The organism is Burkholderia sp. HI2761 (genome assembly GCF_002223355.1).
Classification (GTDB): Bacteria; Pseudomonadota; Gammaproteobacteria; order Burkholderiales; family Burkholderiaceae; genus Burkholderia.
Map to the genome: position 1 here is coordinate 91,948 of NZ_NKFN01000004.1, position 25,801 is coordinate 117,748.

At 66.1% G+C, this 25,801-nt stretch carries 23 protein-coding genes and 1 pseudogene; 17 read left to right on the forward strand and 7 right to left on the reverse strand.

The genetic code is table 11. The features are described 5' to 3' along the window. Window positions 1-260 precede the first annotated feature (260 nt). Both CFB46_RS06990 and CFB46_RS06995 read left to right on the forward strand, forming a co-directional pair. The gene (locus tag CFB46_RS06990) at window positions 261-692 is read left to right on the forward strand and encodes a ribonuclease domain-containing protein (RefSeq protein ID WP_031398890.1); all 432 of its coding nucleotides are present in this window, start codon (window positions 261-263) and stop codon (window positions 690-692) included. 16 nt (window positions 693-708) lie between these two features. Continuing rightward, window positions 709-1,272, forward strand: a complete 564-nt coding sequence (locus CFB46_RS06995) for a barstar family protein (RefSeq protein WP_027783519.1) — start codon at window positions 709-711, stop codon at window positions 1,270-1,272. A 230-nt stretch (window positions 1,273-1,502) separates the two neighbouring features. Here CFB46_RS06995 and CFB46_RS07000 read toward each other — a convergent pair whose 3' ends face one another. From CFB46_RS07000 to speE, 3 genes are all read right to left on the reverse strand, one after another. Beyond that, the gene (locus tag CFB46_RS07000; protein ID WP_089499607.1) at window positions 1,503-2,270 is read right to left on the reverse strand and encodes a 16S rRNA (uracil(1498)-N(3))-methyltransferase; all 768 of its coding nucleotides are present in this window, start codon (window positions 2,268-2,270) and stop codon (window positions 1,503-1,505) included. Window positions 2,271-2,287: 17 nt separating this feature from the next. Next, complete coding sequence (locus CFB46_RS07005) at window positions 2,288-2,704, reverse strand: VOC family protein (RefSeq protein ID WP_027783521.1); 417 nt, start codon at window positions 2,702-2,704, stop codon at window positions 2,288-2,290. An 84-nt stretch (window positions 2,705-2,788) separates the two neighbouring features. Continuing rightward, window positions 2,789-3,646, reverse strand: coding sequence for a polyamine aminopropyltransferase (speE, locus tag CFB46_RS07010; RefSeq protein WP_089499608.1), 858 nt, complete (start codon window positions 3,644-3,646; stop codon window positions 2,789-2,791). 215 nt (window positions 3,647-3,861) lie between these two features. On the opposite strand from speE, the gene tkt reads away from it, so the two are divergent. The 6 genes and pseudogenes from tkt to CFB46_RS07040 all read left to right on the forward strand — a co-directional run bounded on the left by tkt (window position 3,862) and on the right by CFB46_RS07040 (window position 13,293). Further along, window positions 3,862-5,934: a transketolase gene (gene tkt, locus CFB46_RS07015; protein ID WP_089499609.1), complete on the forward strand. Its 2,073-nt coding sequence runs from the start codon at window positions 3,862-3,864 to the stop codon at window positions 5,932-5,934. Between the two features lie 87 nt (window positions 5,935-6,021). Further along, entirely contained in the window at window positions 6,022-7,032 is a 1,011-nt protein-coding gene (gene gap / locus CFB46_RS07020; RefSeq protein WP_027783524.1) for a type I glyceraldehyde-3-phosphate dehydrogenase, read from the forward strand. A 300-nt stretch (window positions 7,033-7,332) separates the two neighbouring features. Continuing rightward, window positions 7,333-9,810, forward strand: a pseudogene (locus CFB46_RS07025) (type VI secretion system Vgr family protein); the annotation flags it as partial. Window positions 9,811-10,885: 1,075 nt separating this feature from the next. After that, window positions 10,886-11,221, forward strand: a complete 336-nt coding sequence (locus tag CFB46_RS07030) for a hypothetical protein (protein ID WP_143751593.1) — start codon at window positions 10,886-10,888, stop codon at window positions 11,219-11,221. A 36-nt stretch (window positions 11,222-11,257) separates the two neighbouring features. Continuing rightward, a complete protein-coding gene (locus tag CFB46_RS07035; protein WP_179235048.1) occupies window positions 11,258-12,661 on the forward strand; it encodes a LysM peptidoglycan-binding domain-containing protein in 1,404 nt (467 codons plus the stop codon). Next, a complete protein-coding gene (locus tag CFB46_RS07040; protein WP_089499613.1) occupies window positions 12,661-13,293 on the forward strand; it encodes a hypothetical protein in 633 nt (210 codons plus the stop codon). Before CFB46_RS07035 ends, CFB46_RS07040 begins: the two co-directional genes overlap by 1 nt. A gap of 92 nt (window positions 13,294-13,385) precedes the next feature. Here CFB46_RS07040 and CFB46_RS07045 read toward each other — a convergent pair whose 3' ends face one another. After that, complete coding sequence (locus tag CFB46_RS07045) at window positions 13,386-14,294, reverse strand: LysR family transcriptional regulator (protein WP_089499614.1); 909 nt, start codon at window positions 14,292-14,294, stop codon at window positions 13,386-13,388. A gap of 150 nt (window positions 14,295-14,444) precedes the next feature. Here CFB46_RS07045 and CFB46_RS07050 point away from each other — a divergent pair, with 150 nt between their 5' ends. Both CFB46_RS07050 and CFB46_RS07055 read left to right on the forward strand, forming a co-directional pair. Continuing rightward, window positions 14,445-15,218 (forward strand): SDR family NAD(P)-dependent oxidoreductase, encoded by a 774-nt coding sequence (locus CFB46_RS07050; RefSeq protein WP_089500364.1) that lies wholly within the window; start codon window positions 14,445-14,447, stop codon window positions 15,216-15,218. A 13-nt stretch (window positions 15,219-15,231) separates the two neighbouring features. Beyond that, window positions 15,232-16,290 (forward strand): L-idonate 5-dehydrogenase, encoded by a 1,059-nt coding sequence (locus CFB46_RS07055; protein ID WP_089499615.1) that lies wholly within the window; start codon window positions 15,232-15,234, stop codon window positions 16,288-16,290. Window positions 16,291-16,407: 117 nt separating this feature from the next. On the opposite strand, the gene CFB46_RS07060 is transcribed toward CFB46_RS07055, so the two are convergent. After that, window positions 16,408-17,607 (reverse strand): MFS transporter, encoded by a 1,200-nt coding sequence (locus CFB46_RS07060; protein ID WP_089499616.1) that lies wholly within the window; start codon window positions 17,605-17,607, stop codon window positions 16,408-16,410. Between the two features lie 312 nt (window positions 17,608-17,919). On the opposite strand from CFB46_RS07060, the gene cynR reads away from it, so the two are divergent. Then, a complete protein-coding gene (gene cynR / locus CFB46_RS07065) occupies window positions 17,920-18,810 on the forward strand; it encodes a transcriptional regulator CynR (RefSeq protein ID WP_089500365.1) in 891 nt (296 codons plus the stop codon). Between the two features lie 39 nt (window positions 18,811-18,849). Here cynR and CFB46_RS07070 read toward each other — a convergent pair whose 3' ends face one another. After that, the gene (locus CFB46_RS07070; protein ID WP_027783530.1) at window positions 18,850-19,572 is read right to left on the reverse strand and encodes a FadR/GntR family transcriptional regulator; all 723 of its coding nucleotides are present in this window, start codon (window positions 19,570-19,572) and stop codon (window positions 18,850-18,852) included. Window positions 19,573-19,782: 210 nt separating this feature from the next. Between CFB46_RS07070 and CFB46_RS07075 the strand changes: the two genes are divergently transcribed. From CFB46_RS07075 to CFB46_RS07085, 3 genes are all read left to right on the forward strand, one after another. Beyond that, a complete protein-coding gene (locus tag CFB46_RS07075) occupies window positions 19,783-21,102 on the forward strand; it encodes a C4-dicarboxylate transporter DctA (protein ID WP_027783531.1) in 1,320 nt (439 codons plus the stop codon). A 105-nt stretch (window positions 21,103-21,207) separates the two neighbouring features. Continuing rightward, window positions 21,208-22,215, forward strand: a complete 1,008-nt coding sequence (alc, locus tag CFB46_RS07080) for an allantoicase (protein WP_089499617.1) — start codon at window positions 21,208-21,210, stop codon at window positions 22,213-22,215. 14 nt (window positions 22,216-22,229) lie between these two features. Continuing rightward, window positions 22,230-22,763: an ureidoglycolate lyase gene (locus CFB46_RS07085; protein ID WP_027783533.1), complete on the forward strand. Its 534-nt coding sequence runs from the start codon at window positions 22,230-22,232 to the stop codon at window positions 22,761-22,763. A gap of 93 nt (window positions 22,764-22,856) precedes the next feature. On the opposite strand, the gene fur is transcribed toward CFB46_RS07085, so the two are convergent. Continuing rightward, window positions 22,857-23,285, reverse strand: coding sequence for a ferric iron uptake transcriptional regulator (gene fur / locus CFB46_RS07090; RefSeq protein ID WP_011350926.1), 429 nt, complete (start codon window positions 23,283-23,285; stop codon window positions 22,857-22,859). 141 nt (window positions 23,286-23,426) lie between these two features. On the opposite strand from fur, the gene CFB46_RS07095 reads away from it, so the two are divergent. From CFB46_RS07095 to CFB46_RS07105, 3 genes are all read left to right on the forward strand, one after another. Then, on the forward strand, window positions 23,427-24,227 hold the full coding sequence (locus CFB46_RS07095) for an outer membrane protein assembly factor BamE (RefSeq protein ID WP_089499618.1): 801 nt from the start codon (window positions 23,427-23,429) through the stop codon (window positions 24,225-24,227). A 65-nt stretch (window positions 24,228-24,292) separates the two neighbouring features. Next, window positions 24,293-25,090, forward strand: coding sequence for a 4-hydroxy-tetrahydrodipicolinate reductase (gene dapB, locus CFB46_RS07100; protein ID WP_089499619.1), 798 nt, complete (start codon window positions 24,293-24,295; stop codon window positions 25,088-25,090). Window positions 25,091-25,108: 18 nt separating this feature from the next. Continuing rightward, window positions 25,109-25,783 carry a MotA/TolQ/ExbB proton channel family protein gene (locus CFB46_RS07105; RefSeq protein WP_027783536.1) on the forward strand — a complete coding sequence of 225 codons (675 nt, stop codon included), beginning with the start codon at window positions 25,109-25,111 and terminating at the stop codon, window positions 25,781-25,783. The last annotated feature ends 18 nt before the right edge of the window (window positions 25,784-25,801 follow it).

Sequence of the window (25,801 nt, forward strand, 5' to 3'; positions counted from 1 at the left end):
TTCCCTCAAAGCAACAGCAGCATCTCTCCACTCCAGGCAGCGAGTGTGGCGAGGAGGCAGGGACTCGCCATACGAAAGATGCCGGCCGTATTTTATCCTATGTAAGTTAAATGTAGTGCAAATTCGGTAAGAAATACGCATATCCGCGCGTCGTCGGGCTTTCGATTCCCAAACGGACATTGATTCGCGCGGCCAATAACGCTACGCTAACGCCTTTGTTGGTCGTCAACTACTTGATTTAACAGCGGGAACCCTGGTTCATGGCACGCAAGTGGCTCCGCAACGGCGCGCTCGCGTCCGTCTTCGCGATGTTCGCGATGGGTATCGTCGGCACGCCGACGGGCAGTCTGGTTTCCGCCGCTTACGCACGGGAGGCCGTTCCGGCCGACGTGGCCGCGAGCGGGCTCGATACGATCCCGACCGCCCGTCTTCCGCGCGAGGCCGTGACCACGCTGGGACTGATCGGCGCCGGCGGCCCCTATCCGTACGAGAAAGACGGCGTCGTGTTCGGCAACCGCGAGCGGATTTTGCCGAAGGCGAAGCGCGGCTACTACCATGAGTACACGGTACCGACGCCGCGTGCGCGCAATCGCGGCGCGCGTCGGATCGTCTGTGGCGGGCCGTTGCGCCGGATCGACAACTGTTATTACACGGGCGACCACTACAACAGTTTTAAACGTATTGTTGAATGACTTCGGGACGAATGGCATGAGCGACTCCATCTACGCGCACGATTCGGCGGCGGCGGAACTGTTCGCGGCCGGCGACGGCAATCTGTTTCAGCGCGTGATTCAACTGAACGCGGCGGCACAGGCCGTCGGCGCGCCGGAACAACAGGAAGCCGAGCCCGGGCTTTCATCGAACGAGGAGCCTATGAGCCTTTTCACGACCGTGCGACCCAATCTCGTGCAGTCGATCCGCGCGTTCCGCGTGCAGGATCTCGCCGACGAAGCCGGTCGGCTCGGCCAGCACTTTCTGTACGCGTATTGCGGCGCCGCGCAGTCGAAGCAGGAAGTAATGGAAACGATCGCGACGTCGTTCCTGTTCCCGAAGCATTTCGGGAAGAACTACGACGCGCTGTACGACTGCCTGACCGACCTCGTCGCGAAGGCCGGCGCGCAGCCCGGTTTCGTGATCGTCCTCGAAGGGCTGCCGATCGCGCAGAAGTTCGACAAGGAAGGGCGCGAGACGCTGCTCGACGTGTTCCGCGAGGCAGCCGAGTTCTGGGCCGAGCGCAAGGTCGCGTTCCGCGTGTTCTACTCGTTCGCGTAAGTTTGCATCGACGGCCCGGCACGCAGCGTCATCGCAGCTTCCGGTCGCGTACGCCGCCGGCACCGGAATCAGGTCCGCAATTTCTCCAAAACCCGCCTTCGTGCGGGTTTTTTTACGCTTGGCGACAAAATCCGCAGGCACGCCGGCACCCACGGACCGTGCTTCGCGTCATCGCGGCCGTGCCGGCGACAAGCACATCGACGCAATAGCACCACGCAGCTTTTTGCTTGTCACCACCCGCCCCAGCGCGCCGCCAACGCCGCCAGCACCGCCGCGCCCGCAGTCTCCGTGCGCAGCACACGCGGCCCGAGCGACAGCGCGGTGAACCCGCGTGCGCGCGCCGCGTTTTCCTCGTCGGGCGACAACCCGCCTTCAGGCCCGATCAGCAATGTGACGTGCGCAGTCGGTGGCGCATCGGGCAGCGACGAAAACGGAACGCTCGCGCGCGGCGACAGCAGCAGCCGCAGCTCGCCGTCGGCCGGCGCCGCCGGCAGCATATCGAGCCACGCCCCGAAGCCGGATACCGGCGCGACCTCGGGCACACGGTTGCGCCCGCACTGCTCGCACGACGCGCGTACGACACCGCGCCAGTGCGCGACGCGCTTGTCCGCCCGTTCGCCGGCGAGCTTCACGACGCCGCGCGCGGTCGACAGCGGCACGACCGCCGCGACGCCGAGCTCGACGGCCTTCTCGATCACCCAGTCCATCTTGTCGCCGCCGGCGATCCCCTGCGCGAGCGTCACGCGATAGGGCGGCTCGGCCTCGGCGGGCTCGAACGTCTCGACCTGCACGAGCGCGTTGCGCTTGTCGACTTCGACGAGCCGTGCGCGGTACTGGCCGCCCGTGCCGTCGAACAGCGCGAGCACGTCGCCGGGCTGCAGGCGCAGCACCTGCACGTGGCGCGCGACGTCGGCCGGCAGCGCGAGCGTGGCGTCGGCGCACAGCGCGGCGTCGACGAAAAAGCGCGGCACGGCCGCGGTGGTGGTGGCTTCGTTCATGCGTGTGGGGGTTTCGGTCATGCGTCGAGACGGCACCCGAGCGCCCAGCGGTAGCCGTCGAGATCCTCGATCTGCGCGAACCGGTCGCCCCAGAACTGATCCTGCGGCGCGCTCAGCGATTTCGCGCCCGCATCGAGCGCGCGCTGCCAGGTGGCGTCGACGTCGTCGACATACAGATAAAACGATTGCGGCGCGGTGGCGTTCGCGCGCTTCGGCGTGAGCGCGGGCGAGCCGAACGCGCCTTCGGGCGCGAACATCACGATCAGCTGGCCGCGATAGGCCATCTCGACGTGCATGATCGCGCCGTCCTCGTCGTGCATGTCGCGCACCGTGAAGCCGAATGCGGCCTGGAAGAAATCGATGGCCGCGCGCGCGTTGCGTACGGCCAGGTAGGGTGTCAACCAAGGCACGTTGGCCGGACGTGGATCGGTCATGAAATCTCCTGTTGCAGTGTCGGCGCGTCGGCGCCTGCGCCGGTCTCATGCTGGAACAACGGAACGTTGCGGCCGTCCGGAGGTTCAGCGGCGAACGCCCAGTGTATCGCGCAGCGCGCGAGGCAGGGCAAAGAGGGACGCATGCAGCCGTGCATCGTAGTAGCGCAAGCCGTCGACCCGGCGGGCCACGAGCCGTTCGTCGACGTCGTGCGAGAACAGTGCGGCCGCATCGAGCGTGTCGCTCGCGATCGCCATCAGCCACTGCGAGCCGTACAGCGGCACGTGCGCGGACAGCGGATCGACGACCGCGAAGCTCGCGCGCAGGTCGCCGAGCAGCGCGACGATGCGTGCGGCATGGAACACCGGCGAGCCGAGATGCATCGAGATCGCGCCGCAGCGCGTGAGGATCCGCTTGAGTCGCGTGTAGAACGCGCGCGTGTAGAGGCCGGCCGCCGGCGAATCGGGCGGCGTGAGGTCGAACACGACGAGATCGAAATGTTCGACCGTCGAATCGACGAAATGCGCGGCGTCGCCGATCACGACCTCGACACGCGGGTCGTCGAGCGCGCCCTGGTGCACGTCGTCGAGATAGCGGCGCGCCATCCCGACCACCTCGTCGTCGAGTTCGGCGATCACGATCCGCTCGATGCACGCGTGCTTGAGCAACTGGCGCGCCGCGCCGCCGTCGCCGCCGCCGAGCACGAGCGCCTTGCGCGGCGACGGATGCGCGAGCGCGGCCGGGTGCGTCATGCACTCGTGATAGACGTATTCGTCGCCGACCGACGTCATCGGTCGGCCGTCCAGCGTGAACAGGCGGCCGAGCTGCGGGGTTTCCCAGACTTCGATCCGCTGGTGCGGGGACGCGACGTGCGCGAGCCGCCGGGCATTCGGGAAGCCGTAGGTGGCGTCGGGCGTCGGGTGAAAGAGAAGGGTGGTGCTCACGGGCAGGCCGCTGGGGCAGGCAGTTCCGACGCCTGAATTATAGGAGGCGGGCGGTTTCGCGGAAAACCGTGCCGGAACACCATGCGCCGACAAGGGAAATGCCGGCCCATCTGTTAAAATGACGAGCTTTGCAGCCCCGTCCGTAGGCTCCGTCCGCTTCGCGTCCGTCAGGCGCCGCACCGCGCGCCGGGAACGATTGACGCTCGAGCTTCCGGATGCCGCCGTGCTCCCGTTTCCTCGACTCGTTCTCCGGACTCGACATGACGACTTCGTCTCCCGCCTCCACCACCCTGATGGCCAACGCGATCCGTGCGCTCGCGATGGACGCCGTCCAGCAAGCGAACTCCGGCCACCCCGGCATGCCGATGGGCATGGCCGAAATCGGCGTCGCGCTCTGGTCGCGCCATCTGAAGCACAATCCGACGAACCCGCACTGGGCCGACCGCGACCGTTTCGTGCTGTCGAACGGCCATGGCTCGATGCTGCTGTACTCGCTGCTGCACCTGACCGGCTACGACCTGCCGATCGAGGAGCTGAAGAACTTCCGCCAGCTGCACTCGAAGACGCCGGGCCATCCGGAATACGGGATCACGCCGGGCGTCGAGACGACCACCGGCCCGCTCGGTCAGGGGCTGGCGAACGCGGTCGGCATGGCGCTCGGCGAAGCGCTGATGGCCGACGAGTTCAACCGTGACGGCGCGAAGATCGTCGATCACCACACGTACGTGTTCCTCGGCGACGGCTGCCTGATGGAAGGCATCTCGCACGAAGCCTGCTCGCTCGCCGGCACGCTGAAGCTGAACAAGCTGATCGCGCTGTACGACGACAACGGCATCTCGATCGACGGCGACGTCGTCAACTGGTTCCACGACGATACCCCGAAGCGCTTCGAAGCCTACGGCTGGAACGTGATCCCGAACGTGAACGGCCATGACGTCGACGCGGTCGACGCGGCCATCGCGAAGGCGAAGCTGTCGGACAAGCCGACGCTGATCTGCTGCAAGACGGTGATCGGCAAGGGCGCGGCGACCAAGGCCGGCGGCCACGACGTGCACGGCGCCGCGCTCGGCGCGGAAGAAATCGCGAAGACGCGCGAAGCGCTCGGCTGGAAGTGGGAGCCGTTCGTGATTCCGCAGGAAGTCTATGCGGCATGGGACGCGAAGGAAGCCGGCAAGCGCGCCGAGACCGAATGGGACGCGACGTTCGCGGCCTATCGCGCGAAGTTCCCGGCAGAAGCCGCCGAATTCGAGCGCCGGATGGCCAACAAGCTGCCGGCCGACTGGGCCGAGAAGGCTGCCGCGATCATCGCCGGCGCGAACGAGCGCGCCGAGACGGTCGCGACCCGCAAGGCGTCGCAGCAGGCGATCGAAGGGCTGGCCGCCGCGCTGCCCGAGCTGCTCGGCGGCTCGGCCGACCTGACCGGCTCGAACCTGACCAACTGGAAGGCGTCGAAGGCCGTGCGCGCGAATCCGGAAGGCGCGGGCGTGCTGCTCGGCAACCACATCAACTACGGCGTGCGCGAATTCGGCATGAGCGCCGCGATCAACGGCCTCGCGCTGCACGGCGGCCACAAGCCGTTCGGCGGCACGTTCCTGACGTTCTCCGACTACAGCCGCAACGCGCTGCGCGTGGCCGCGCTGATGAAGCTGCCGTCGATCTTCGTGTTCACGCACGACTCGATCGGCCTCGGCGAAGACGGCCCGACGCACCAGTCGATCGAGCACGTGTCGAGCCTGCGTCTGATCCCGAACCACGACGTCTGGCGCCCGGCCGACACGGTCGAGACGGCCGTCGCCTGGACCCGCGCGATTGCCGCAGACCGTCCGTCGAGCCTGATCTTCAGCCGCCAGAACCTCGCATTCAACCCGCGTACCGATGCGCAGATCGCCAACATCGAGAAGGGCGGTTACGTGCTGAAGGACTGGGACGAGGAAATCGTCGCGCGCAAGATCATCCTGATCGCGACGGGCTCGGAAGTCGAACTCGCGATGAAGGCCGTCGAGCCGCTCGCGCAGCAGGGCATCGCGGCACGCGTCGTGTCGATGCCGTCGACCAACGTGTTCGACCGCCAGGACGCCGAATACCGCGAACGCGTGCTGCCGCACGGCGTGCGCCGCGTCGCGATCGAAGCGGGCGTGACGAGCTTCTGGCACAAGTACGTCGGCCTCGACGGCGGCGTCGTCGGGATCGACACGTTCGGCGAATCGGCGCCGGCCGGCGTGCTGTTCAAGTACTTCGGCTTCACCGTCGAGCACGTCGTCGAAACCGCGAAGGCCGTGCTGGCCTGAAAGCATACGCGACGCGCGCCACCCGTTGCGCGCGTCGCACCGTGAAGCTGCACGAACCGAATTTTTTCAGCCATCAGGAGATAGACCATGACGATTCGCGTCGCAATCAACGGCTACGGCCGTATCGGCCGCAACACGCTGCGCGCGTTTTATGAAAACGGCAAGAAGCACGATCTCGAGATCGTCGCGATCAACGATCTGGGCGATGCGAAGACCAACGCGCACCTGACCCAGTACGACACCGCGCACGGCAAGTTCCCGGGCGAAGTGTCGGTCGACGGCGACTACCTTGTCGTGAACGGCGACAAGATCCGCGTGCTGGCGAACCGCAACCCGGCCGAACTGCCGTGGGGCGAGCTGGGCGTCGACGTCGTGATGGAATGCACGGGCTTCTTCACGACGAAGGAAAAGGCGAGCGCGCACCTGAAGGGCGGCGCGAAGAAGGTGATCATCTCGGCGCCGGGCGGCAAGGACGTCGACGCGACGATCGTCTACGGCGTGAACCACAACGTGCTGAAGGCCGAGCACACGGTCATCTCGAACGCATCGTGCACGACGAACTGCCTCGCGCCGCTCGTCAAGCCGCTGAACGACCGAATCGGCCTCGAAACCGGCCTGATGACGACGATCCACGCGTACACGAACGACCAGGTGCTGACGGACGTCTATCACGAAGACCTGCGCCGCGCGCGTTCGGCCACGCACAGCCAGATCCCGACGAAGACGGGTGCGGCTTCCGCCGTCGGCCTGGTGCTGCCGGAACTGAACGGCAAGCTCGACGGCTACGCGATCCGCGTCCCGACGATCAACGTGTCGATCGTCGACCTGTCGTTCATCGCGAAGCGCGACACGACGGTCGAGGAAGTCAACGCGATCATGAAGGAAGCGTCGGAAGGCACGCTGAAGGGCATCCTCGGCTACAACGACGCACCGCTGGTGTCGATCGACTTCAACCACAACCCGGCTTCGTCGACGTTCGACGCAACGCTGACCAAGGTGTCGGGCCGCCTTGTGAAGGTGTCGAGCTGGTACGACAACGAGTGGGGTTTCTCGAACCGCATGCTGGATACGGCTGTCGCATTCGCGAACGCGAAGTAATCCCGCACGTCGCGCGGCCGCTGGAAGGCGGCCGGCGTGGCGAACGAACCCGGCCCGGGGCTTCCCGGCCGGGTTTTTTTATCGTCTGGTGTGAATTGCCGGAACAGGCGTCATCGATTTTGGGAACCGGCAGGCGCTGTGAACATAGCCGCAGGCCATGCGCTTCACGACTTCGAACCGATGGTGCGCATCAGCGCGCGTGCTCGATGACATTTTTCTACCCTTCTGAGAGACAGGTTACAATCGCCGACGTTCGTCAGACGCTATCCGAAGCGCTGTAATAATAACGAAGGGCATGCCATGCAAACGCGTGACATCATCGCCGCGATTCGTGGCGGAGTGATTCAGCAGGATCGATTGCTGAAGCTCGATACCCCGTTGGGGGCGAATACCCTGGTAGTTCAGCGTGCCGTCGGCCGGTCGAAGATCGGCCGAGACTACTCGTTTACGCTCGACGTGTTGTCGCTGAACGGCAGTATTGAGCTGAAGAAGCTGATTGCCCAGCCCGTCACATTGTGGATTCAACAGGCCGACCGATCGTATCGCGCCGTCAATGGGTACGTGTACACGGCCCGCCGCCTCGGCGCTGACGGAGGGCTGACAACCTATCAGATCACGTTGCAAGCCTGGATGCACGTGCTGAGGTTCCGCCGGGATCAGAAGATCTGGATCGACAGGTCGATCGAGGACATTGTGTCCGATGTGCTGAACGAGCATCCTGAGGCGCGCGGCCATTTCAGGTTCGAGCTGTCGCAACCCTCGTCGAACCGCTCATACACCCGTCAGAGCGAAACCGACTGGAACTTCGTGCACCGGCTGCTGGAGACCGAAGGGTTGTTTGGCTACTGGGAGCAGGCTGACGACGGCAAGTCGCACACGCTGGTCATCACGGATCGGATGGACACGTTTCCGAAGCTGTCGCCCGAGGTGATCTCGTTCTCTCGGGCTGGCACGGGTGGAGCGGTTGACGCCTTCACCCAGTGGGCCGGCACACGGACGTTGCAAAGCGTTTCCCTGACAACCCGCACGTTCGATTACAAAAACCCTGCCACACCGATGAATCCGAAGGGCACGATGTTGCCAACGGTCGGGAATCAGGGCGATTTGCCTGGTCAACTCGAAGTCTACGAATACACGGGTCCGTACACATACTTCGAGCAGCAGCGGGGCGACCAGTTGACGAGGATCCGCATGGAGGAGCAGGAATCCCGTGCAAAGCGCTTTCATGGCGTCGGCGGGGTTCGTGCAATCGACGCAGGTCGGCGATTTACGCTGGCGGACCATCCCGCCCACGATGGCGATTCGCCCAGCCACCGGGATTTTGCGGCGATCGAGGTCGCGTGGTGGATTGAGAATAATCTGCCGGTAAGCAGCTCGTTGAATTTCCCGCATGGTCTGCAACGGGAGATCGCCGCGGTGCGTGCGAACCGGTCAGACGCAGCTGCGGTCCAGGTTCCGCATGCGGACGGCTCCGTCGGCTGTTATCTCGTTGAGGTCGAAGCACAGCGAGCGAGCATTCCGTATCGCAGTCCGTTCGAGCATGAGAAGCCGACGATGCATCTTGAGACGGCGATCGTTGTCGGGCCGAAAGGCGAAGAAGTTTATACCGACGAACTGAACCGAATCCGCGTGATGTTCATCTGGGATCGAATCAATCCAGGCGACCACGGGGCATCATGCTGGTTGCGTGTGGTTCAGTCCGATACCGGGGGGGGCTACGGTGGTGTGCATATTCCCCGTGTTGGCGAAGAGGTGCTTGTCAGTCACATTGGGGGCGATTGCGACCGACCGCTGGCCATCGCCCGCGTGTATAACGGAGCAGCTCGGCCGCAGTGGCACAGCAACGGCATTCTGTCGGGATACCGATCGAAGGAGTATTCCGGCAGCGGGTTCAACCAGATGGTGATGGACGACGCAACTGGGCAGAACCGTGTGCAACTGATGAGCAGTACCGGGAACAGCATGCTGCATCTCGGCTACCTGATTGATCAGAGCGGCAATTCGCGGGGGGCGTATCTTGGTAGCGGCTTTGACTTGAAAACCGACCGCTATGGTGCGGTGCGGGCAAGTCGTGGACTTTACGTGAGCACGCATCCGAAGCAGTCAAACAGCCAGGTACTGGATGCGCGCGAGACGCAACAGCAGCTCGCCAATGCCGACAGTCTGATGGAGGCGTTGTCGGAGGTCAGTGCCCAGCAGCACGCGGAAAACCTGAGCTCAGGCCGTGATGCGCTCAAGTCATTTGTGGACTGGACTCAGCAAAGCGAGTCGGGACTGGCCTCGGGCGGACGGACGGCGGGCGGCGGGATGGGTAGCGCCAATGTGTTCAAGGAGCCGGTGATGCTATTCGGGAGTCCAGCAGGCATCGGTTTGTCCACTCAGCAATCCGCGCAGATCAATGCCGATCGACACGTCAATGTCGTGACCGGCCAAAGCATGCATATCGCCGCCGGGCGCTCGCTGCTCGCGAGCGTGACGGAAAAGATCAGTCTGTTCGTGCAGGGTGCGGGGATGAAGCTGTTCGCTGGCAAGGGCAAGGTCGAGATTCAGGCGCATTCGGACAACATCGAACTGACCGCGCAAAAGAGCGTCAAGTTGTTGTCGGCGACCGAAAAGGTCGAAATGGCCGCGGAGAAGGAAATCCTGCTGACATCTGGCGGCGCCTACATACGAATCGCGGGAGGGAATATCCAGATTCATGCGCCGGGCAAGATAGACGTTAAGGGTAGTACGCATGCATTCAGCGGTCCGGCTCAACGCTCGTATCCGCTGACATCGCTGCCGATCCCGGCTGACATGAAGCAATTCAGCAACCGGCTCGATTTGTCGGGCCTCGACGCCATTGCCGATTCGGACGGTGCAACGCACCTGTGGGCGCACACGCCCTATTATGTGACGACAGCCACCGGCACGGTGATCGCGCGTGGCGTGACTGACCGGTTCGGCCAAGGCGAACGATTCTTTACGCGCGAGTCGGAGCCGGTCCACATCTGGATCGAGAAAGACGAGTGGTTGAGCAGCGAGGAAGTGGAGGTGGCATCCGCTTCGCTAGCGCCTGGGCCAGCGCCTGCGATGCCTGACTGCTCTTACCTTGACGGGACGAAGGGCCGCATCGATGCGCCGCGTGATTTCTATACGAAAAAGAACGTGGTTTCGCTCGAGCCCGGCAAGGAGACGAAATTCAGCTTTCCCGGTGGCGGCGAGAGAAAGGCGACCCTGTATCGGGCGAAAGTCAACGACCATCCATTCGATATTCTGGTGCCCAACGACGGTGCGCCTGCGGGTACCGCATTACCGGACCAGAACGCTATTGCGAAAGCGCTGGAAGCCACGCCGCCGAAACAGCTCGAGCAGTTGAGTCGCGTGTCGATCAATCCTGCGCCGAACCCGCAGGATGCCGTCTGGCAGAAGATCTACAACAAGCCGGACTTCTCTTCGGCGGCGACTGCGAGTATCAATCAGGGCGTCGCATTTTATCCGTGGAAGGACTGGAAGGCGATTCCGCAGGAGTACATCGACAGTACGATGATTCACGAAACGGGCCATCTGTGGAGCGAGACGCTTTGGAAGGATGATGCGTTGAAGAAGTCGTATCTGGACGCGATCGCGAAGGATGGCAAGGCACCGTCGCTGTATGGCGCCAGCAATCCGACAGAGGATTTCGCCGAATCCGCCAACATGTACTGGTCCAGCAAAGGCACGCCTTGCGAGCAGGAAGGACGAAAACGCTACCCCGCCCGTTATGAATATTTCGACAAGATCGCCAAATAATTTCTGCCGCACGTCGGCGGCCGTCATCGTGTCCACGTTGCTGGCGTGCGGTTGTGCGTCAGGTGCATTGGGAGCAAGCAGCATGTCAAAGCCATTTCCGCCGGGGGCGCAGGATCCGCACGCGCCTCATCCTGGTTTGATCTCCGTGAAGTACGCATGGAACGGTTCGACGGAGACCTGGAAGGCCGCCGAATTGCCGGAGTCGTTCGTCTTTCGCTGCAGCGATGCGGACGGCCATTCCGTCGCGCGGGATCAGGCCGCGTGGTGTATTCCCGTCGTCGAAATCGAGACCGTTTCGGTCGATCAGGCAGGTCGGCCGGTCGAGCCGAAGGTCGCCTATTCGATTACGAGCTCGGTCTACGGACCCGGTCATACCTTTCTCGAGCGGGTGACGTCGGGCCCCTCGAGCAAGCAATGACTCCAGGCGAAATGATGCATGTCTGCGGGAATCCCCATGACCGATGATCCCTCCATCTACACGGTTCAACCGAACGACACGCTGAGCGCGATCGGGCAAAAGAAAGGCGTACCTTGGAAAGAGATTGCCCGGCTCAACGAGATCCACGACGCGCGGACACTGCGGCCGGGACAGCGACTGAAGATCCCGAAGAAGGCTGGGAAGATAGATACCCATACACTCGATGCGGAGCATAACCCACTGCCAGATGCCCCTTACAAGATCCGTAGCGCTGACAAGGAGGTGTCCGGGCGCACGACCAAGGGCGGCCGGCTCGCGGAGTTCTGGCCGGATTTCGAAGGTCAGACCGTCGAGATATTCTTTCAGAAGCTGAATGGCGAATGGAAGAAGGTCTATGAAACGGTTGCCGAGGAGGCGAACAAGCTGGTGACGCTTGTGAGCCCACGTCTCAAGATCTCGACGGAAACCCATCCGCATCCTCAGGGCGCGGACGGTGAGCGCAAACCGCCGAAGCCTGCTGGCAAAGCGTCGCCGTCGGGCGATCAGACCGATTCGTCGTTCGGGCCGGACAAGGGCGTCAAGAAGAAGCAGACCAGCGATCCGGGCGGGGCACCCGATCTCAATGTCACGAGCGACGACGCGTCGCTGGACGAATTCCTCGACAAGTATACGGGTGATCCGATCACCGAGAAGGATTTCGAGGATGCCGCGAAGGAAATCGGCTGCAAAGTCAATGTGATCAAGGCCGTTCACCAGACCGAGGTGGGCGGCGGCAGTTTCACCAAGGTCGACGGGCGAATCGTGCCGAAGATCCTTTACGAGCGCCACTATTTCTACAGGCTGTCCGGCGGCAAGCATTGGGACACCAACCCGGATCTGTCCTACCCGGTCGGCTATTACCGCCTCAACACGAAGTACATCAAGAAGACGATGAAGCTCAAGGGTGAAGACGGGCAGATGCATGACGTCGACGTCTGGGTGCGCTACGACAAGAAAAAGGACAAGGAGCACGCGAAGGAGGCGGAGACTGCGCGGCAATTGCTAGACGAAGGGGTGTTGACGAAGGATCGCGACACATATGGTTCGCTCAGCTATCGCCGCTTGCGCAAGGCATACCGCCTTGACGCATCAGCCGCGTTGCAGGCGTGTTCGTGGGGGGCGTTCCAGATCATGGGTGCCAACTACAAGACGCTCGGCTATGGCAGCGTGCAGGCGATGGTCAAGGACATGTCTAAATCGGAGCGTGCGCACCTCAAGGGATTCGTGAGTTTCGTCAAGGCCGATCCGGTACTGGTGAAGGCTGCGAAGAACGAGGATTTCTCCACGTTTGCCTCTCGCTACAATGGTCCGACCTACAAGGAAAACGACTACGACGGCAAGATGAAGCACAATTTCGACGCATTCGAAAAGGCGGATGCCGACAAGAAAAAGGGAAAGTAATGAAGCGACTCTTGTTGGGATGGGCGACGGCATTTGCTTTGATGGCGGCGGGGTGCGCAGGCGCCGACGAATTGCGCGCGGGTGTCTACGAATTGCGTAGCGTGCCGGGTACGCAGCTTGACTACCGAAAGGTCTATGTCGCGGTCGACAACGGGGCGGTGGCCGGCTACTTCGACAACCCGTTCACGGCGCCGGCCGTGAACAATCCGGATCGGGATCCGACTTGCCGTTTCCTGCTGAAAGGGGGGGCGGAGAAGAGTGGTGCGGTCGGTCTCACCACGTATTTTGCGGGTGAGCGGGGTGGGCGGATAAGTGTTTCGCCGGGCAATCGCGGCGTATGGAACGTGCGAGTCGACGGCGATCTGCCCAATTGTGAAGTGCCGACGATCGAAAGCGGGGATATCCTGACGTTCAAGTCGAGTCGAAACTGGATCGGCTTCGCGACGGTCGCTAGCAAGCGGGCGCCGCTCTATGCGACTGCGCGGGATTCCTCACGGAGCAAGGCCTATGTCGTGAGCGGCGACGTCGTCGCCGTGCTCGCGAGGCAAGGCGATTGGGTTCAGATCGATTACTTCGCGCGCGGCAGCGACGTGATCCGCTGGGTCAAGCGGGGCGACCTGCGCGACGATTGATCGGCGCAATTCGTGTCTCGCCGTCGGGAGGTGCCTCGACAGCACGCGCCGTTCGGGGCGTCATCTCGACGCGAAGTCGTGAAGCATGCGCGTCATCGCGCCTCCCAATGCGCGTCCGGCGGCGCGAACGCAACCTGCTCGATCGCATCGACGAACGCCCGCTTCAGCGGGCTGTCGAGATCGGTCCACGCGAGCCCGATGCCGCTGCGGTGACCGGCCAGATCGAGCGGCCGCGCGAGCACGTTCGGCGGCAGCGCGCTGGCCGCCTGCGCCGGGATCAGCCCGATCCCCATTCCCGCCGCGACGAGCGCGAGCATCGTCGTGAATTCGCCGAACTCCTGCGCGATCTCGAGCGTCGTGCCCGCGCGGCTCAATGCGAGCAGCATGTCGTCGTGAAAGCCGGGCGCGTAGCGGCGCGCGAGCACGAACGCGGGGTGGCCGCGCAATGCGGTGGGCGAAATCGCATCGTGCGCGGCCAGCGGATGGTCGAGCGGCAGCGCGACGACGAAGCCTTCCTCGAGCACCACACGTAGGGCGATGCCCGGATACGCGGCCGGCAGCCGGATCATTCCGAAGTCGATCCGGCGCTCGCGCAGCGCGGCGATCTGGTCGGGCGTCGGCATGTCCTTCAGTTCGAGCGCGATCAATGGATAGCGCTCGCGCATCGTGCGCAGCACGGCCGGCAGCAGCGCCGGCAATACCGACGACACGAACGCGATCCGCAGCGTGCCGATTTCGCCGCGGCTCGACAGTCGCGCCATCTGTTCCGCGCGTGCGGCCTGCTGCAGCGTCGCCCGCGCTTCCGGCAGGAACACGCACCCCGTGTCGCTCAGTTCGACCTTGTGCCGGTCGCGCTCGAACAGGCGCGCGCCGAGTTGCGCCTCGAGCGCCTTGATCTGCATGCTCAGCGCCGGCTGCACGATGCACAGGCGCTGCGCGGCGCGCCCGAAATGCAGCTCTTCCGCGAGCGTGACGAAGGCGCGTAATTGCTTGAGTTCCATGGGCGGCGGACACGAGAGGGCGGTAATCAGTTTTCATGATAACCGGATCAAGAAAGACCATTGGCGGAGCACCCGGTTGCAGCGGAAGATAGCGTCGACGCGAGACCGGCCGCGACGGGCAGCCGGCTCGACCGGCACGAGGAGACATTCATGACTAACGCGCTTGACCGGTTCCGCCTCGACGGCCGCCGCGCACTGATTACCGGTTCCGGCCGCGGGATCGGGCTGACGCTCGCCCGCGGGCTCGCGGAGGCCGGTGCGGCAATCGTCATCAACGATCGCAATGAGGAGAAGGCCGCGACGCTCGCGCGCCGTTTCCGCGACGAAGGCTTCGCGGCCGACCATGCGGTGTTCGACGTGACCGAGCACGCGCAGGTGCGCGCGGCGATCGACGATGTCGAGACGCGCGTCGGCGCGATCGACATCCTCGTGAACAACGCGGGCATCCAGCGCCGCGCGCCGCTCGATGCATTCGACCCGGACGACTGGCATGCACTGATGCGCGTGAATCTCGACGGCGTGTTCAACGTCGCGCAGGCCGTCGCGCGGCACATGATCGCGCGCGGCCGCGGGAAGATCATCAACATCTGTTCGGTGCAGAGCGAACTCGCGCGGCCGACGATCGCACCGTATGCGGCGACCAAGGGCGCGGTGCGGATGCTGACCAAAGGGATGTGCGCCGACTGGGCGCGCCACGGCATCCAGGCGAACGGCCTCGCGCCCGGCTATTTCGAAACCGAACTGAATCGCGCGCTGGTCGACGATGCGGCGTTTTCGGACTGGCTGTGCAAGCGCACGCCGGCCGGCCGCTGGGGGCAGGTCGACGAGCTGTGCGGCGCGGCGATCTTCCTCGCGTCGGCCGCGTCCGATTTCGTGAACGGCCAGACGCTGTTCGTGGATGGCGGGCTGACCAGTGCCGTCTGACAAGGAGCGTGTCATGCGTATGCGTTGCATGTGTGTCGTGATCCACGGGCCGAACGACCTGCGGGTCGAGGAGCAGGACGCGGGCGAGATCGGCCCGGGCCAGGTGCGTGTCGACGTCGCGATGGGCGGCATCTGCGGCTCCGATCTGCATTACTTCCGGCATGGCGGCTTCGGCGCGATCCGGCTGCAGCAGCCGATGGTGCTCGGCCACGAGGTCGCCGGCACGGTCGCGGAAGTGGCGCCGGACGTGACGTCGGTGAAGGCCGGCGATCGCGTCGCGGTCAATCCGAGCCGGCCGTGCGGCGCGTGCCGCTACTGTCTCGAAGGGCTGCCGAACCAGTGTCTCGACATGCGCTTCTACGGCAGCGCGATGCGGATGCCGCACGTGCAGGGTGCGTTCCGCAACGCGCTCGTGTGCGACGCGGCGCAGTGCGTGAAGGTCGCCGATCACGTGCCGCTGTCGCTCGCGGCGCTCGCCGAGCCGTTCGCGGTCGGGCTGCATGCGGTGTCGCGCGCGGGCTCGCTGATCGGCAAGCGCGTGCTCGTGTCGGGCTGCGGGCCGATCGGCGTGCTGGCGGTCGCGGCGGCGCGCGTGCACGGCGCGGCGGAGATCGTCGCGACCGACGTCGTCGACGCGCCGCTGGAAGTGGCGCGCGCGCTCGGCGCGGACCGCACGATCAACGCGGCGGCCGATGCCGGCTGGGTCGAACGGTACGGCGCCGACAAGGGCACGTTCGACGTGATGATCGAGTGTTCGGGCAATGCGCGCGCGCTGCGCGACGGGCTGGACGTGATGCGTCCGCGCGGCGTCGTCGTGCAGCTCGGGCTCGGCGGCGACGTGAGCCTGCCGCAGAACGTCGTGGTCGCGAAGGAGTTGTCGATCTGCGGCTCGTTCCGCTTTCATGCGGAATTCGCGCTGGCCGTGCAGCTGATCAACGCGGGGCGCGTCGACCTGCGGCCGGCCGTCACGCGCGTGTTCCCGATGCGCGACGCGAACCTCGCGTTCGAACTGGCGGGCGATCGCCAGCGGGCGATGAAGGTGCTGATCGATTTCGCGAACGAGGCCGCGTGACGGTGCGGCGTCAGCGCGTCGCGCCGGCCGCGGCACCCTTGGCAAAAAGGCACGCCCGCGATGCGCGGCACGTGCCTTTTTCGTCGTGCGGCGCAAACGAATTGCCGGCCCGCGGCATCACTGCGTGACCCGCCGCGTGCCGACACGTTGCGATGCGAGCCACAGCGCGATCAGCGCGCCCGCCAGCGCGGCACCCGCGACGCACACGCCGCGCCAGCCGTCGAGGCCGTACGCGACGCTCGCCGCGAACGACCCGAGCGCGCCGCCGATGAAATAACTCGTCAGGTAGATCGTCGTCACGCGGCTGCGTGCGTTGCCCGCGAGCGCATAGATCACGCTCTGGTTCGAGATGTGCATGCCCTGCACGCCGACGTCGAGCAGCAGGATGCCCGCGATCAACGCCGCGAGCGAATGCGAGCCGGTCGCGATCAGCGCGAACGACGCGAGCACGGCCGCCGCGAACAGGCCGGTGGCCGCATTGCCGTGGCCGCGATCGACGAGCCGGCCGGCCGACGTCGCCGCGAGCGCGCCGACCGCGCCGACGATCCCGAACAGGCCGATCTGCCCTTCCGAATAGCTGTACGGCGGTTGGCTCAGCAAAAACGTGAGGCCCGTCCACAGCAGGCTGAAGCACGCGAACACGAGCGCGCCGTAGGTCGAGCGCAGCGCGATCGGCGGCTGCGCGCGCACCAGCGCGACGAGCGACTTCATCAGCGCCGCATAGTCGACGCGCGCGTCGCGGCGATCCTTCGGCAGCTTCACGGCGAGCACGGCGGTCAGTGCGAGCACCATCGCCGCGGCGATGCCGTACACCGCGCGCCAGCCGAACCAGTCGGCGATCGCGCCGGCCGCGACGCGCGCGAGCAGGATACCGAGCAGGAGCCCGCTCATCACGGTGCCGACCGCGCGGCCGCGCGAGCGCGCGTCGGCGAGCGACGCCGCGAACGGCACGAGCAGCTGTGTCGAACAGGTGACGAAGCCGACCGCGACGTTCGCGACGACGAACATCGTGAAGTTCGTGCTGAACGTGACCGCGATCAGTGCGACGACGTTGAGCATCAGCAGCCGCACGATCAGCGTATGGCGATTGACCGCGTCGCCCAGCGGGACGATCAGCAGCAGGCTGGCCGCATAGCCGAGCTGCGTCAGCGTGACGAGATAGCCGAGCTCGGTCGGCGCGCGCCCGAAGCTGTGCGCGATCGCGGCGAGGAGCGGCTGCGCGTAATAGATGTTGCCGATGACGACGCCGCACGCGCAGGCGAACAGCAGCGTCATGCCGCGGGTAAGGGGAGGGTGGTTGTCGTGGTGCGGTTCCATGGTCGCGAAAAACAGCGGCGCCGACCGGCGGCACGGGGCCGTCGGTTGCGCGGGGTGACGGAAATCGGGGCCGGCGTCGACGGATCGGCGGTGAGCCGACGCGTGCCGGGCGGTTCGCGCCCGGGCCCGGATCGGGCGGGCGGCGGACCGCCGTGCGGCGGGCGGAGCCAGGGCGGCCCTGGGCGTGCTGCTCCGGTGCGGCGACAGCGGCACTGCACGGAAGCGGATGTGCGTATGATGCGGGAATCGACCCATAGCGTCCAAGACTGGATCGTTATGGTCTCTATTGGCAAAACCAATACGTTGGCCGCGATGCTTCTCCGCCACATCCGCTATTTCCTGGCCGTCGCCGAACAGCGCAGTTTCACGCGCGCGGCCGATGCGCTGCACGTGTCGCAGCCGACGCTGTCGCAGCAGGTGCGCCAGCTCGAGGAAACGCTCGGCGTGCAGTTGTTCGACCGTTCGGGCCGCACGGTGCAGCTCACCGAATTCGGCGAGGTCTATGTGCGCCATGCGCGCGCCGCACTGCACGCGCTCGATACCGGGCAGCGCGCGCTGCACGACGTCGCCGATCTCGGCAGCGGCTCGCTGCGGCTCGCGATGATGCCGACTTTCGCGGCCTACCTGAGCGGCTCGCTGATCGACGCATTCCATGCCGACCATCCGAACATCGCACTGACGATCGACGCGATGCCGCAGGCGCGCATCGAGGCGCTGCTCGCCGACGACCAGCTCGACGCCGGTTTCGCCTTCATGCCGCCGCGCGCGCCGGAGATCGACGCGCTGCCGCTGTGGGACGAGCCGCTTGCACTGGTGACGGGCCGCACGCACCGCCTCGCGCGCCGCCGCCGCGCGCTGACGCCGGCCGAGCTCGGCGGCGAGCCGCTGGTGCTGCTGAGCCGTGCGTTCGCGACGCGCGAGCGCATCGACCGGTATTTCGTCGAGCACGGCGCGCAGCCGTTGATCGCGATCGAGACGAATACGGTCAGCGCGGTGCTGGAGCTCGTGCGGCGCGGCCGGCTCGCGACGGTGCTGCCCGACGCGGTCGCGCGCGAGAGCGCCGACCTGTGCGCGCTGGAGATCGATCCGCCGCTGCCGACGCGAACGGCCGCGCTGCTCACGCGCAAGGGTGCGTACCGCAGCGTCGCGGCGCGCGCATTCATCGAGCGCGTGCTCGCGTATCGCGCTCCGTCGGAACGGTGACCGGTAAGGCCGGGCGCAGGGCCAGGCGGCGCGGGAGGGTTACGCGCCGGGCGTCGGGAAGAAGACGCCCGCGCGCTGCGCGGCGTTCGCGATGTGCGTTTCGATCGCGGTGCCGGCGGCGCCCGCGTCGCGCGCGATCAGCGCGTCGACGATCGCACGATGCTCGTGCCACGTCGACAGCAGCAGTTCGCGCCGGTAGAACGGCATGCGCTGGCTTTCCTTCATGATGTCCGCGCTGCTGCGCAGGATGGACTCGATCGCCGCGTTGCCGGCCAGATGGATGATCCGCATGTGGAAGTCGAAGTCGAGCCGCGATGCTTCGTCGAGCGCGTTCTCCGTCAGCGCGACGTGCAGGTCGGCGAGGTTGTCCTCGAACCACGCGATGTCGGCGTCGCTGACCACGCGCGCGGCCATCTGCGCGGCGAAGCCTTCGAGCGCATAGCGCATCTGGTAGGTATCGGGCGGCGACGACTGTTCGGCGAATTGCCACGGGTGCGCGGCCGACGCCTGCGCGCTTTCGACGTACACGCCCTTGCCCGCGCGGATGCGCAGCATCCCGAGCGCCTCGAGCGTCGACAGTGCCTCGCGCAGCGACGCGCGGCTGATTTCCAGCTCCTCCGAGAGCTGGCGCTGGGCCGGCAGCAGGCTGCCGACCGGGTACACGCCCGTCTCGATCCGGTCGCGGATCGTCGCGATGGCGGTGTCGGTCACGGTATGCGGAACATTTTTCATGATGTGAACGATGGCCGGTCTGACCGGCATTGTAATCCGCACGCAGCCGGTGCACGACAGCCTACGGGAAAGCCACGACCGCCCCCTCATGGGGCACCGCCAGCGCACGCGCAGGGGCGGGAAATCCCTATTTTGTCCGTCCTTGACGTCACTATATCGGCTTCCTACTATCCACCATAACATCACTGGTCTTACCAGTATGAACAGACGAAACTGCAACCGTTGGATCGGGAGAGCGCCGTGTCGAAATTCCTCAATTCGCTGTTTGGCCGGGTAGTCGTCGCATTAATCCTGGGGGTCGCGCTCGGCGCGTTCTTCCCGCACTTCGCCGAGTCGCTCCGTCCGCTCGGCGACGGCTTCCTGAAGCTCATCAAGATGGTCATCGGCCCGATCGTGTTCTGCGTCGTGGTCAGCGGGATGGCCAATGCGGGCGACCTGAAGAAGGTCGGCCGGGTCGGCCTGAAGGCCATCGTCTACTTCGAGGTGATGACGACGCTTGCGCTCGGTATCGGGCTCGTCCTCGCATGGGTCACGCGCCCGGGCGTCGGGATGAACATCGACCTGCGCTCGCTCGACGCGGCGTCGCTGTCGACGTACGCGAAGAACGCCGAAAGCCTGAAGGACACGGCCGGCTACCTGATGAAGATCATCCCCGAGACCGCGATCGACGCGTTCGCGAAGGGCGACATCCTGCAGATCCTCGTGTTCGCGGTGCTGTTCGGCTCCGCGCTGTCGCTGCTCGGCGACAAGGCGCAGCGCGTCAATTCGCTGATCGAGGAACTGTCACACGTGTTCTTCCGGATCATCGGCTTCATCATCAAGCTCGCGCCGCTCGGCGTGCTCGGCGCGATCGCGTTCACGACCGGCAAGTACGGCGTCGCGTCGCTCAAGCAGCTCGGCTACCTGGTCGCGGTGTTCTACCTGAGCTGCTTCGTGTTCGTCACGGTCGTGCTCGGCACGGTGATGCGGCTCGCGGGCTTCTCGGTGTTCAAGCTGATCCGCTACCTGCGCGAGGAACTGTCGATCGTGCTCGGCACGGCGTCGTCGGACGCGGTGCTGCCGCAGGTGATGAGCAAGCTCGAATACATGGGCATCAAGGATTCGACCGTCGGCCTCGTGATTCCGACCGGCTATTCGTTCAACCTCGACGGCTTCTCGATCTACCTGACGCTCGCGGTGCTGTTCATCGCGCAGGCCACCAACACGCCGCTGTCCACGCACGACCTGATCGTCGTGCTGCTCGTGTCGCTCGTCACGTCGAAAGGCGCGCACGGCATCCCCGGCTCGGCGATCGTGATTCTCGCGGCGACGCTGTCGGCGATTCCCGCGATTCCGGTGCTCGGCCTCGTGCTGATCCTGCCGGTCGACTGGTTCGTCGGCATCGCCCGCGCGCTGACCAACCTGATCGGCAACTGCGTCGCGACGGTGGTGGTCGCGGTGTGGGAGAACGACATCGACCGTGCCCGCGCGAAGCGCGTGCTGAACCGCGAGCTGCGCTACGTGGCCGATGTGCCGGGCAGCGCCGCGCCGGTCGCCGGCGACCAGGCTCACGCACTCTGAACACGACACTCGCGCGGCGCGGCTTCCCCGGCCGCACCGCGCGAGCGAACTTCATGCGACCGGCGCGCCGACGCGTCGGCGCTTGCCAAAAAAAGTGGAGACGACATGGCAGCCCCCATCCTCGATCCGAACGCGCCGGCTTTCACGCGGCGCTACATGAACCTCGCCGACCCGCGCCTGGGCGCGCAGGCGCTCTTCGCCAGCGACGAATTCTTCGCGCCGAAGGAGCGCATGCTCGATCCCGAGCCGGCCGTGTTCGTTCCCGGCAAGTACGACGACCACGGCAAGTGGATGGACGGCTGGGAAACCCGCCGCAAGCGCACGACCGGCCACGACTTCTGCGTGGTCCGGCTCGCGCGGCCGGGCGTGATCCACGGCGTCGATCTCGATACGAGCCACTTCACCGGCAACTTTCCGCCGGCCGCGTCGATCGAGGCCTGCGCGGTGGACGGCGACACGCCGCCCGACGACGCCGCATGGCGCACGATCGTTCCCGCGACGACGCTGCAGGGCAATTCGCATCACTACGTGAGCGTCGACGATGCGCGGCCGGTCACGCACCTGCGCGTGAACCTGTATCCGGACGGCGGGCTCGCGCGGCTGCGCGTGTACGGCCAGCCGCAGCGCGACTGGCGCCACGTGCCGGCCGGCGAACTCGTCGATCTCGCGGCGATCGAGAACGGCGGCTACCTGGTGGCCGCGAACAACCAGCACTTCGGCCCGGCCTCGCAGATGCTGATGCCGGGGCGCGGCGCGAACATGGGTGACGGCTGGGAAACGCGGCGCCGCCGCGAACCCGGCAACGACTGGGCGATCGTCGCGCTCGCGCGGCCGGGCATCATCCGGCGCGTCGAGGTCGATACAGCGTTCTTCAAGGGCAATTTCCCCGATCGCTGCTCGCTGCAGGCCGCGCACGTGACGGGCGGCACCGACGATTCGCTCGTCACGCAGGCGATGTTCTGGGCCGAACTGCTCGGCGAGCAGAAGCTGCAGATGGACCACGTGCACACGTTCGACTCGCTCGCGGCGCTCGGCCCCGTCACGCACGTGCGGTTCAACATCTTCCCGGACGGCGGCGTGTCGCGCCTGCGTCTGTGGGGCGAGCCGGCTTGACGGAGGGCAACGGCATGAGCGGAACTCCCATCCTGCGCGTCGAGCGCCTGACCCGCGAAGCGTTCGCGCCGTTCGGCGACGTGATCGAGCTCGAAGGCGCGCGGCATTTCCCGATCAACGGCGGCACGACCGAGCGCTTTCACGATCTCGCGACGATCGACGTCTGCGCGGACGGCGGCCGGCCGCTCGTCAGCGTGTTTCGCGCGCAGCCGCGTGCGCTGCCGGTCGCGATCACGCTGATGGAGCGTCATCCGCACGGCAGCCAGGCGTTCATCCCGCTCGCGGCGGTGTCGCGCTACGCGATCGTCGTCGCGCCGGCCGGCGAATTCCGGCCCGACGCGATGCGCGCGTTCCTGGCCGAAGGCTGGCAGGGCGTCAATTATGCGAAGGGAGTCTGGCACCATCCGCTGCTCGCGCTCGACGCGGTCAGCGATTTCGTGATCGTCGATCGCGGCGGCCCGCAGCCGAACTGCGACGAGATCCCGCTGGAACGCGCGTGGGCGCTCGATTTCGAGCCGGCCTGCGCGGGTGCCGAAGGGCTTTCGTAAGCATTCCGGGCGCGCGGCAGGCGCGCCGAAAAAGCAGACGGCCCGGGCGGCGAGATGCCGGCCGGGCCGTGCTGCGTGCGCGGGAGGCGCGATTCAGTGCTTGCGGTGCGGGCAATTCTCGGTCGTGCACGAGCCGTACATCGCGAGCGAATGCTCCTGGAGCCGGAAGCCGCGCTCCTTCGCGATCGCCTGCTGGCGGCCTTCGATCTCGGCGTCGAAGAATTCCTCGACGCGGCCGCAATCGAGGCACACGAGGTGGTCGTGGTGCGAACCTTCGTTCAGCTCGAACACCGCCTTGCCGGATTCGAAGTTGCTGCGCGTGAGCAGGCCGGCCTGCTCGAACTGCGTGAGCACGCGGTAGACGGTGGCGAGCCCGATGTCGAGCTGCTCGTTGAGCAGGTTGCGGTAGACGTCTTCGGCCGTCAGGTGACGCACGGGGCTCTGCTGGAAGATCTCGAGAATCTTGAGGCGCGGTAGGGTGGCCTTTAGCCCGATATTCTTGAGATCCGTCGGATTGGTCATGGCTAGGCATCCCTAGAGTACAATGCAGGGCTTCAATGTTACCGGCTTTTCGCCGTTCCAGATATACGCGCGGCCTGCACGCGGGCCAGCACGGTGAAGGAAATGATCCCAGAATCGCTTTCGCACTTTCAGAGGAGTCGCATGCGGAGTGCCATCATCGCTGCCGCCGCCGTTGTCGCGCTGGCGGGTTGTTCGTCGTACGACAGCGTGACGCAGCGCATTGCGCAGAGCATCACGCCGTATCGGATCACCGTCGTGCAAGGCAACTTCGTGTCGCAGGAGAAAGCCGCACAGTTGCAGGTCGGCATGACGCGCGAGCAGGTCCGCGCGCTGCTCGGCACACCGCTGCTGGCGGACATGTTCCACGCGGATCGCTGGGATTACCTGTTCTATTTCAAGCGCGGCTCGACGTCGATCGTCCAGCAGCGTGACCTCGTGGTGATCTTCGCGGGCGATCGCGTAGCGAGCTGGAGCGGCGCCGACAACCTGCCGTCCGAGCTCGACCTGCTGGCCGACATCGACGGCGACCGCGGCGGCAAGAAGGCGAAGGCCGCCGCCGCGGCGAAGAAGGCGTCCGAAGCCGCCGCCGCGAGCGCCGCGCAGGCCGCCGCTGCCGCGAGTCCGGCCGCGGTGCCGGCGTCCGGCGCGGTGGTCGAGCAGGATGCGGATGCGAACGCCCAGGCGGCACGCGCGGCGAACCGCGCGACCAACCAGGTGTCGGGGCAGGGTTCGGCGTCGCGCCGGTTCACGCCGTCCGCGCAGGCCTCGGGCGGCGCGCCGGTGCCGGGCGGGCAGCCGCCGGGCGCCGCGCCGGCGATCCAGCCGCAGTTCCAGTTCCATCGTCCGCCGCAGCCGAACGTGTCGAACGAGGCTGCGCCGCCGGTCGGCCCGCAAGGCTCGGACAACCTGCAGAACCAGCCGCTCACCGCACCGGCCCAGTAAGCGGCCGGCATGCGGAAACGGGGCGGCATGCGCCGCCCGCCTTTAGACCTGTCGTGTAGAAAGCCATGAAGATTGCGATTGCCGGCGCATCGGGCCGAATGGGCCGGATGCTGATCGAAGCCGTTCTCAACGATGCCGACGCGCAGCTCGTCGGCGCGCTCGACCGCGCCGGTTCGCCGTTCCTCGGCCAGGACGCCGGTGCGTTCCTCGGCAAGGACACCGGGATCAAGCTGACCGACGACCTCGACGCCGTGTTCGCGCAGGCCGACTACCTGATCGATTTCACGCGTCCGGAAGGCACGATGGCCCACATCGAGGCCGCGCTGCGCCACGACGTGAAGCTCGTGATCGGCACGACCGGCTTCACCGCCGAGCAGAAGGCCGAGCTGCAGGCCGCTGCGGCCAGGGTCGGCATCGTGTTCGCGGCGAACATGAGCGTCGGCGTGAACGTCACGCTGAAGCTGCTCGAATTCGCGGCGAAGCATTTCTCGCACGGCTACGACATCGAGATCATCGAGGCGCATCACCGCCACAAGGTCGACGCGCCGTCGGGCACCGCGCTGATGATGGGCGAAGCCGTCGCCGGCGCGCTCGGCCGCTCGCTCGACGATTGCGCGGTGTACGGCCGCCACGGCGTGACGGGCGAGCGCGATCCGTCGTCGATCGGCTTTGCCGCGGTGCGCGGCGGCGACATCGTCGGCGACCACACCGTGCTGTTCGCCGGGATCGGCGAGCGCATCGAGATCACGCACAAGTCGTCGAGCCGCGTGTCGTATGCGCAGGGCGCGTTGCGCGCGGTGCGCTTCCTGTCGGCGCGCGGCGCCGGCCTGTTCGACATGCAGGACGTGCTCGGCCTGCGCTGACCCTGCGAGGAAACTCCGATGGCGATTCCCACCGGCGTTGTCCACTACCTCGAAAGCGGCGATGCGATCACGCACGCCGTCTCCTACGTGCTGCTGGCGATGTCCGTCGCCAGCTGGTGCTTCCTCTTCATGAAAGCCTGGCTGCTGGTCCGCGCGAAGCGGCAGGGGCCGCTTGCGCTCGCCGCGTTCTGGCGCGCGCCGTCGCTCGACGCGGGTATCGCCGCGCTCGCCGGCGCCGATCGCGAGCGCGTGTTCGTGCCGCTCGCCGAAGCCGCGCGCGACGCGGCCGACGACCACGACCCGGCCGCGCTGGCCGCGCGCGTCGAGCGCGGCGAACGCGTGTTGCGCGCGCTGCGTCATGCGATGCTGCGCTCGCAGCGGCGCCTCGAATTCGGCCAGGTGCTGCTCGCGTCGATCGGCAGCACCGCGCCGTTCGTCGGGCTGCTCGGCACCGTATGGGGCATCTATCACGCGCTCGGCAGCATCGCCGCGAGCGGGCAGGCGCAGATCGAGAACGTCGCGGGGCCGGTCGGCGAGGCGCTGATCATGACCGCGTTCGGGCTGGTCGTCGCGATTCCCGCGGTGCTCGCGTACAACATCCTCGGCCGGCTCGTCCGGCAGCTCAGCGAGGAACTCGACGGCTTCGCGCGCGATCTGCACGTATTCGTGTGCGCACAGGGACAGGGCGCCTGACGCGCCGGCTCCGGAGGA

Excerpts from the sequence above, each read along its gene's own strand:
- CFB46_RS06990 (WP_031398890.1), top strand. The coding sequence starts at position 261 with ATGGCACGCAAGTGGCTCCGCAACGGCGCGCTCGCGTCCGTCTTCGCG.
- CFB46_RS06995 (WP_027783519.1), top strand. The coding sequence starts at position 709 with ATGAGCGACTCCATCTACGCGCACGATTCGGCGGCGGCGGAACTGTTC.
- CFB46_RS07000 (WP_089499607.1), bottom strand. The coding sequence starts at position 2,270 with ATGAACGAAGCCACCACCACCGCGGCCGTGCCGCGCTTTTTCGTCGAC.
- CFB46_RS07005 (WP_027783521.1), bottom strand. The coding sequence starts at position 2,704 with ATGACCGATCCACGTCCGGCCAACGTGCCTTGGTTGACACCCTACCTG.
- tkt (WP_089499609.1), top strand. The coding sequence starts at position 3,862 with ATGCCGCCGTGCTCCCGTTTCCTCGACTCGTTCTCCGGACTCGACATG.
- gap (WP_027783524.1), top strand. The coding sequence starts at position 6,022 with ATGACGATTCGCGTCGCAATCAACGGCTACGGCCGTATCGGCCGCAAC.
- CFB46_RS07030 (WP_143751593.1), top strand. The coding sequence starts at position 10,886 with ATGTCAAAGCCATTTCCGCCGGGGGCGCAGGATCCGCACGCGCCTCAT.
- CFB46_RS07035 (WP_179235048.1), top strand. The coding sequence starts at position 11,258 with ATGACCGATGATCCCTCCATCTACACGGTTCAACCGAACGACACGCTG.
- CFB46_RS07040 (WP_089499613.1), top strand. The coding sequence starts at position 12,661 with ATGAAGCGACTCTTGTTGGGATGGGCGACGGCATTTGCTTTGATGGCG.
- CFB46_RS07045 (WP_089499614.1), bottom strand. The coding sequence starts at position 14,294 with ATGGAACTCAAGCAATTACGCGCCTTCGTCACGCTCGCGGAAGAGCTG.
- CFB46_RS07050 (WP_089500364.1), top strand. The coding sequence starts at position 14,445 with ATGACTAACGCGCTTGACCGGTTCCGCCTCGACGGCCGCCGCGCACTG.
- CFB46_RS07055 (WP_089499615.1), top strand. The coding sequence starts at position 15,232 with ATGCGTATGCGTTGCATGTGTGTCGTGATCCACGGGCCGAACGACCTG.
- CFB46_RS07060 (WP_089499616.1), bottom strand. The coding sequence starts at position 17,607 with ATGGAACCGCACCACGACAACCACCCTCCCCTTACCCGCGGCATGACG.
- cynR (WP_089500365.1), top strand. The coding sequence starts at position 17,920 with ATGCTTCTCCGCCACATCCGCTATTTCCTGGCCGTCGCCGAACAGCGC.
- CFB46_RS07070 (WP_027783530.1), bottom strand. The coding sequence starts at position 19,572 with ATGCCGGTCAGACCGGCCATCGTTCACATCATGAAAAATGTTCCGCAT.
- alc (WP_089499617.1), top strand. The coding sequence starts at position 21,208 with ATGGCAGCCCCCATCCTCGATCCGAACGCGCCGGCTTTCACGCGGCGC.
- CFB46_RS07085 (WP_027783533.1), top strand. The coding sequence starts at position 22,230 with ATGAGCGGAACTCCCATCCTGCGCGTCGAGCGCCTGACCCGCGAAGCG.
- fur (WP_011350926.1), bottom strand. The coding sequence starts at position 23,285 with ATGACCAATCCGACGGATCTCAAGAATATCGGGCTAAAGGCCACCCTA.
- CFB46_RS07095 (WP_089499618.1), top strand. The coding sequence starts at position 23,427 with ATGCGGAGTGCCATCATCGCTGCCGCCGCCGTTGTCGCGCTGGCGGGT.
- dapB (WP_089499619.1), top strand. The coding sequence starts at position 24,293 with ATGAAGATTGCGATTGCCGGCGCATCGGGCCGAATGGGCCGGATGCTG.
- CFB46_RS07105 (WP_027783536.1), top strand. The coding sequence starts at position 25,109 with ATGGCGATTCCCACCGGCGTTGTCCACTACCTCGAAAGCGGCGATGCG.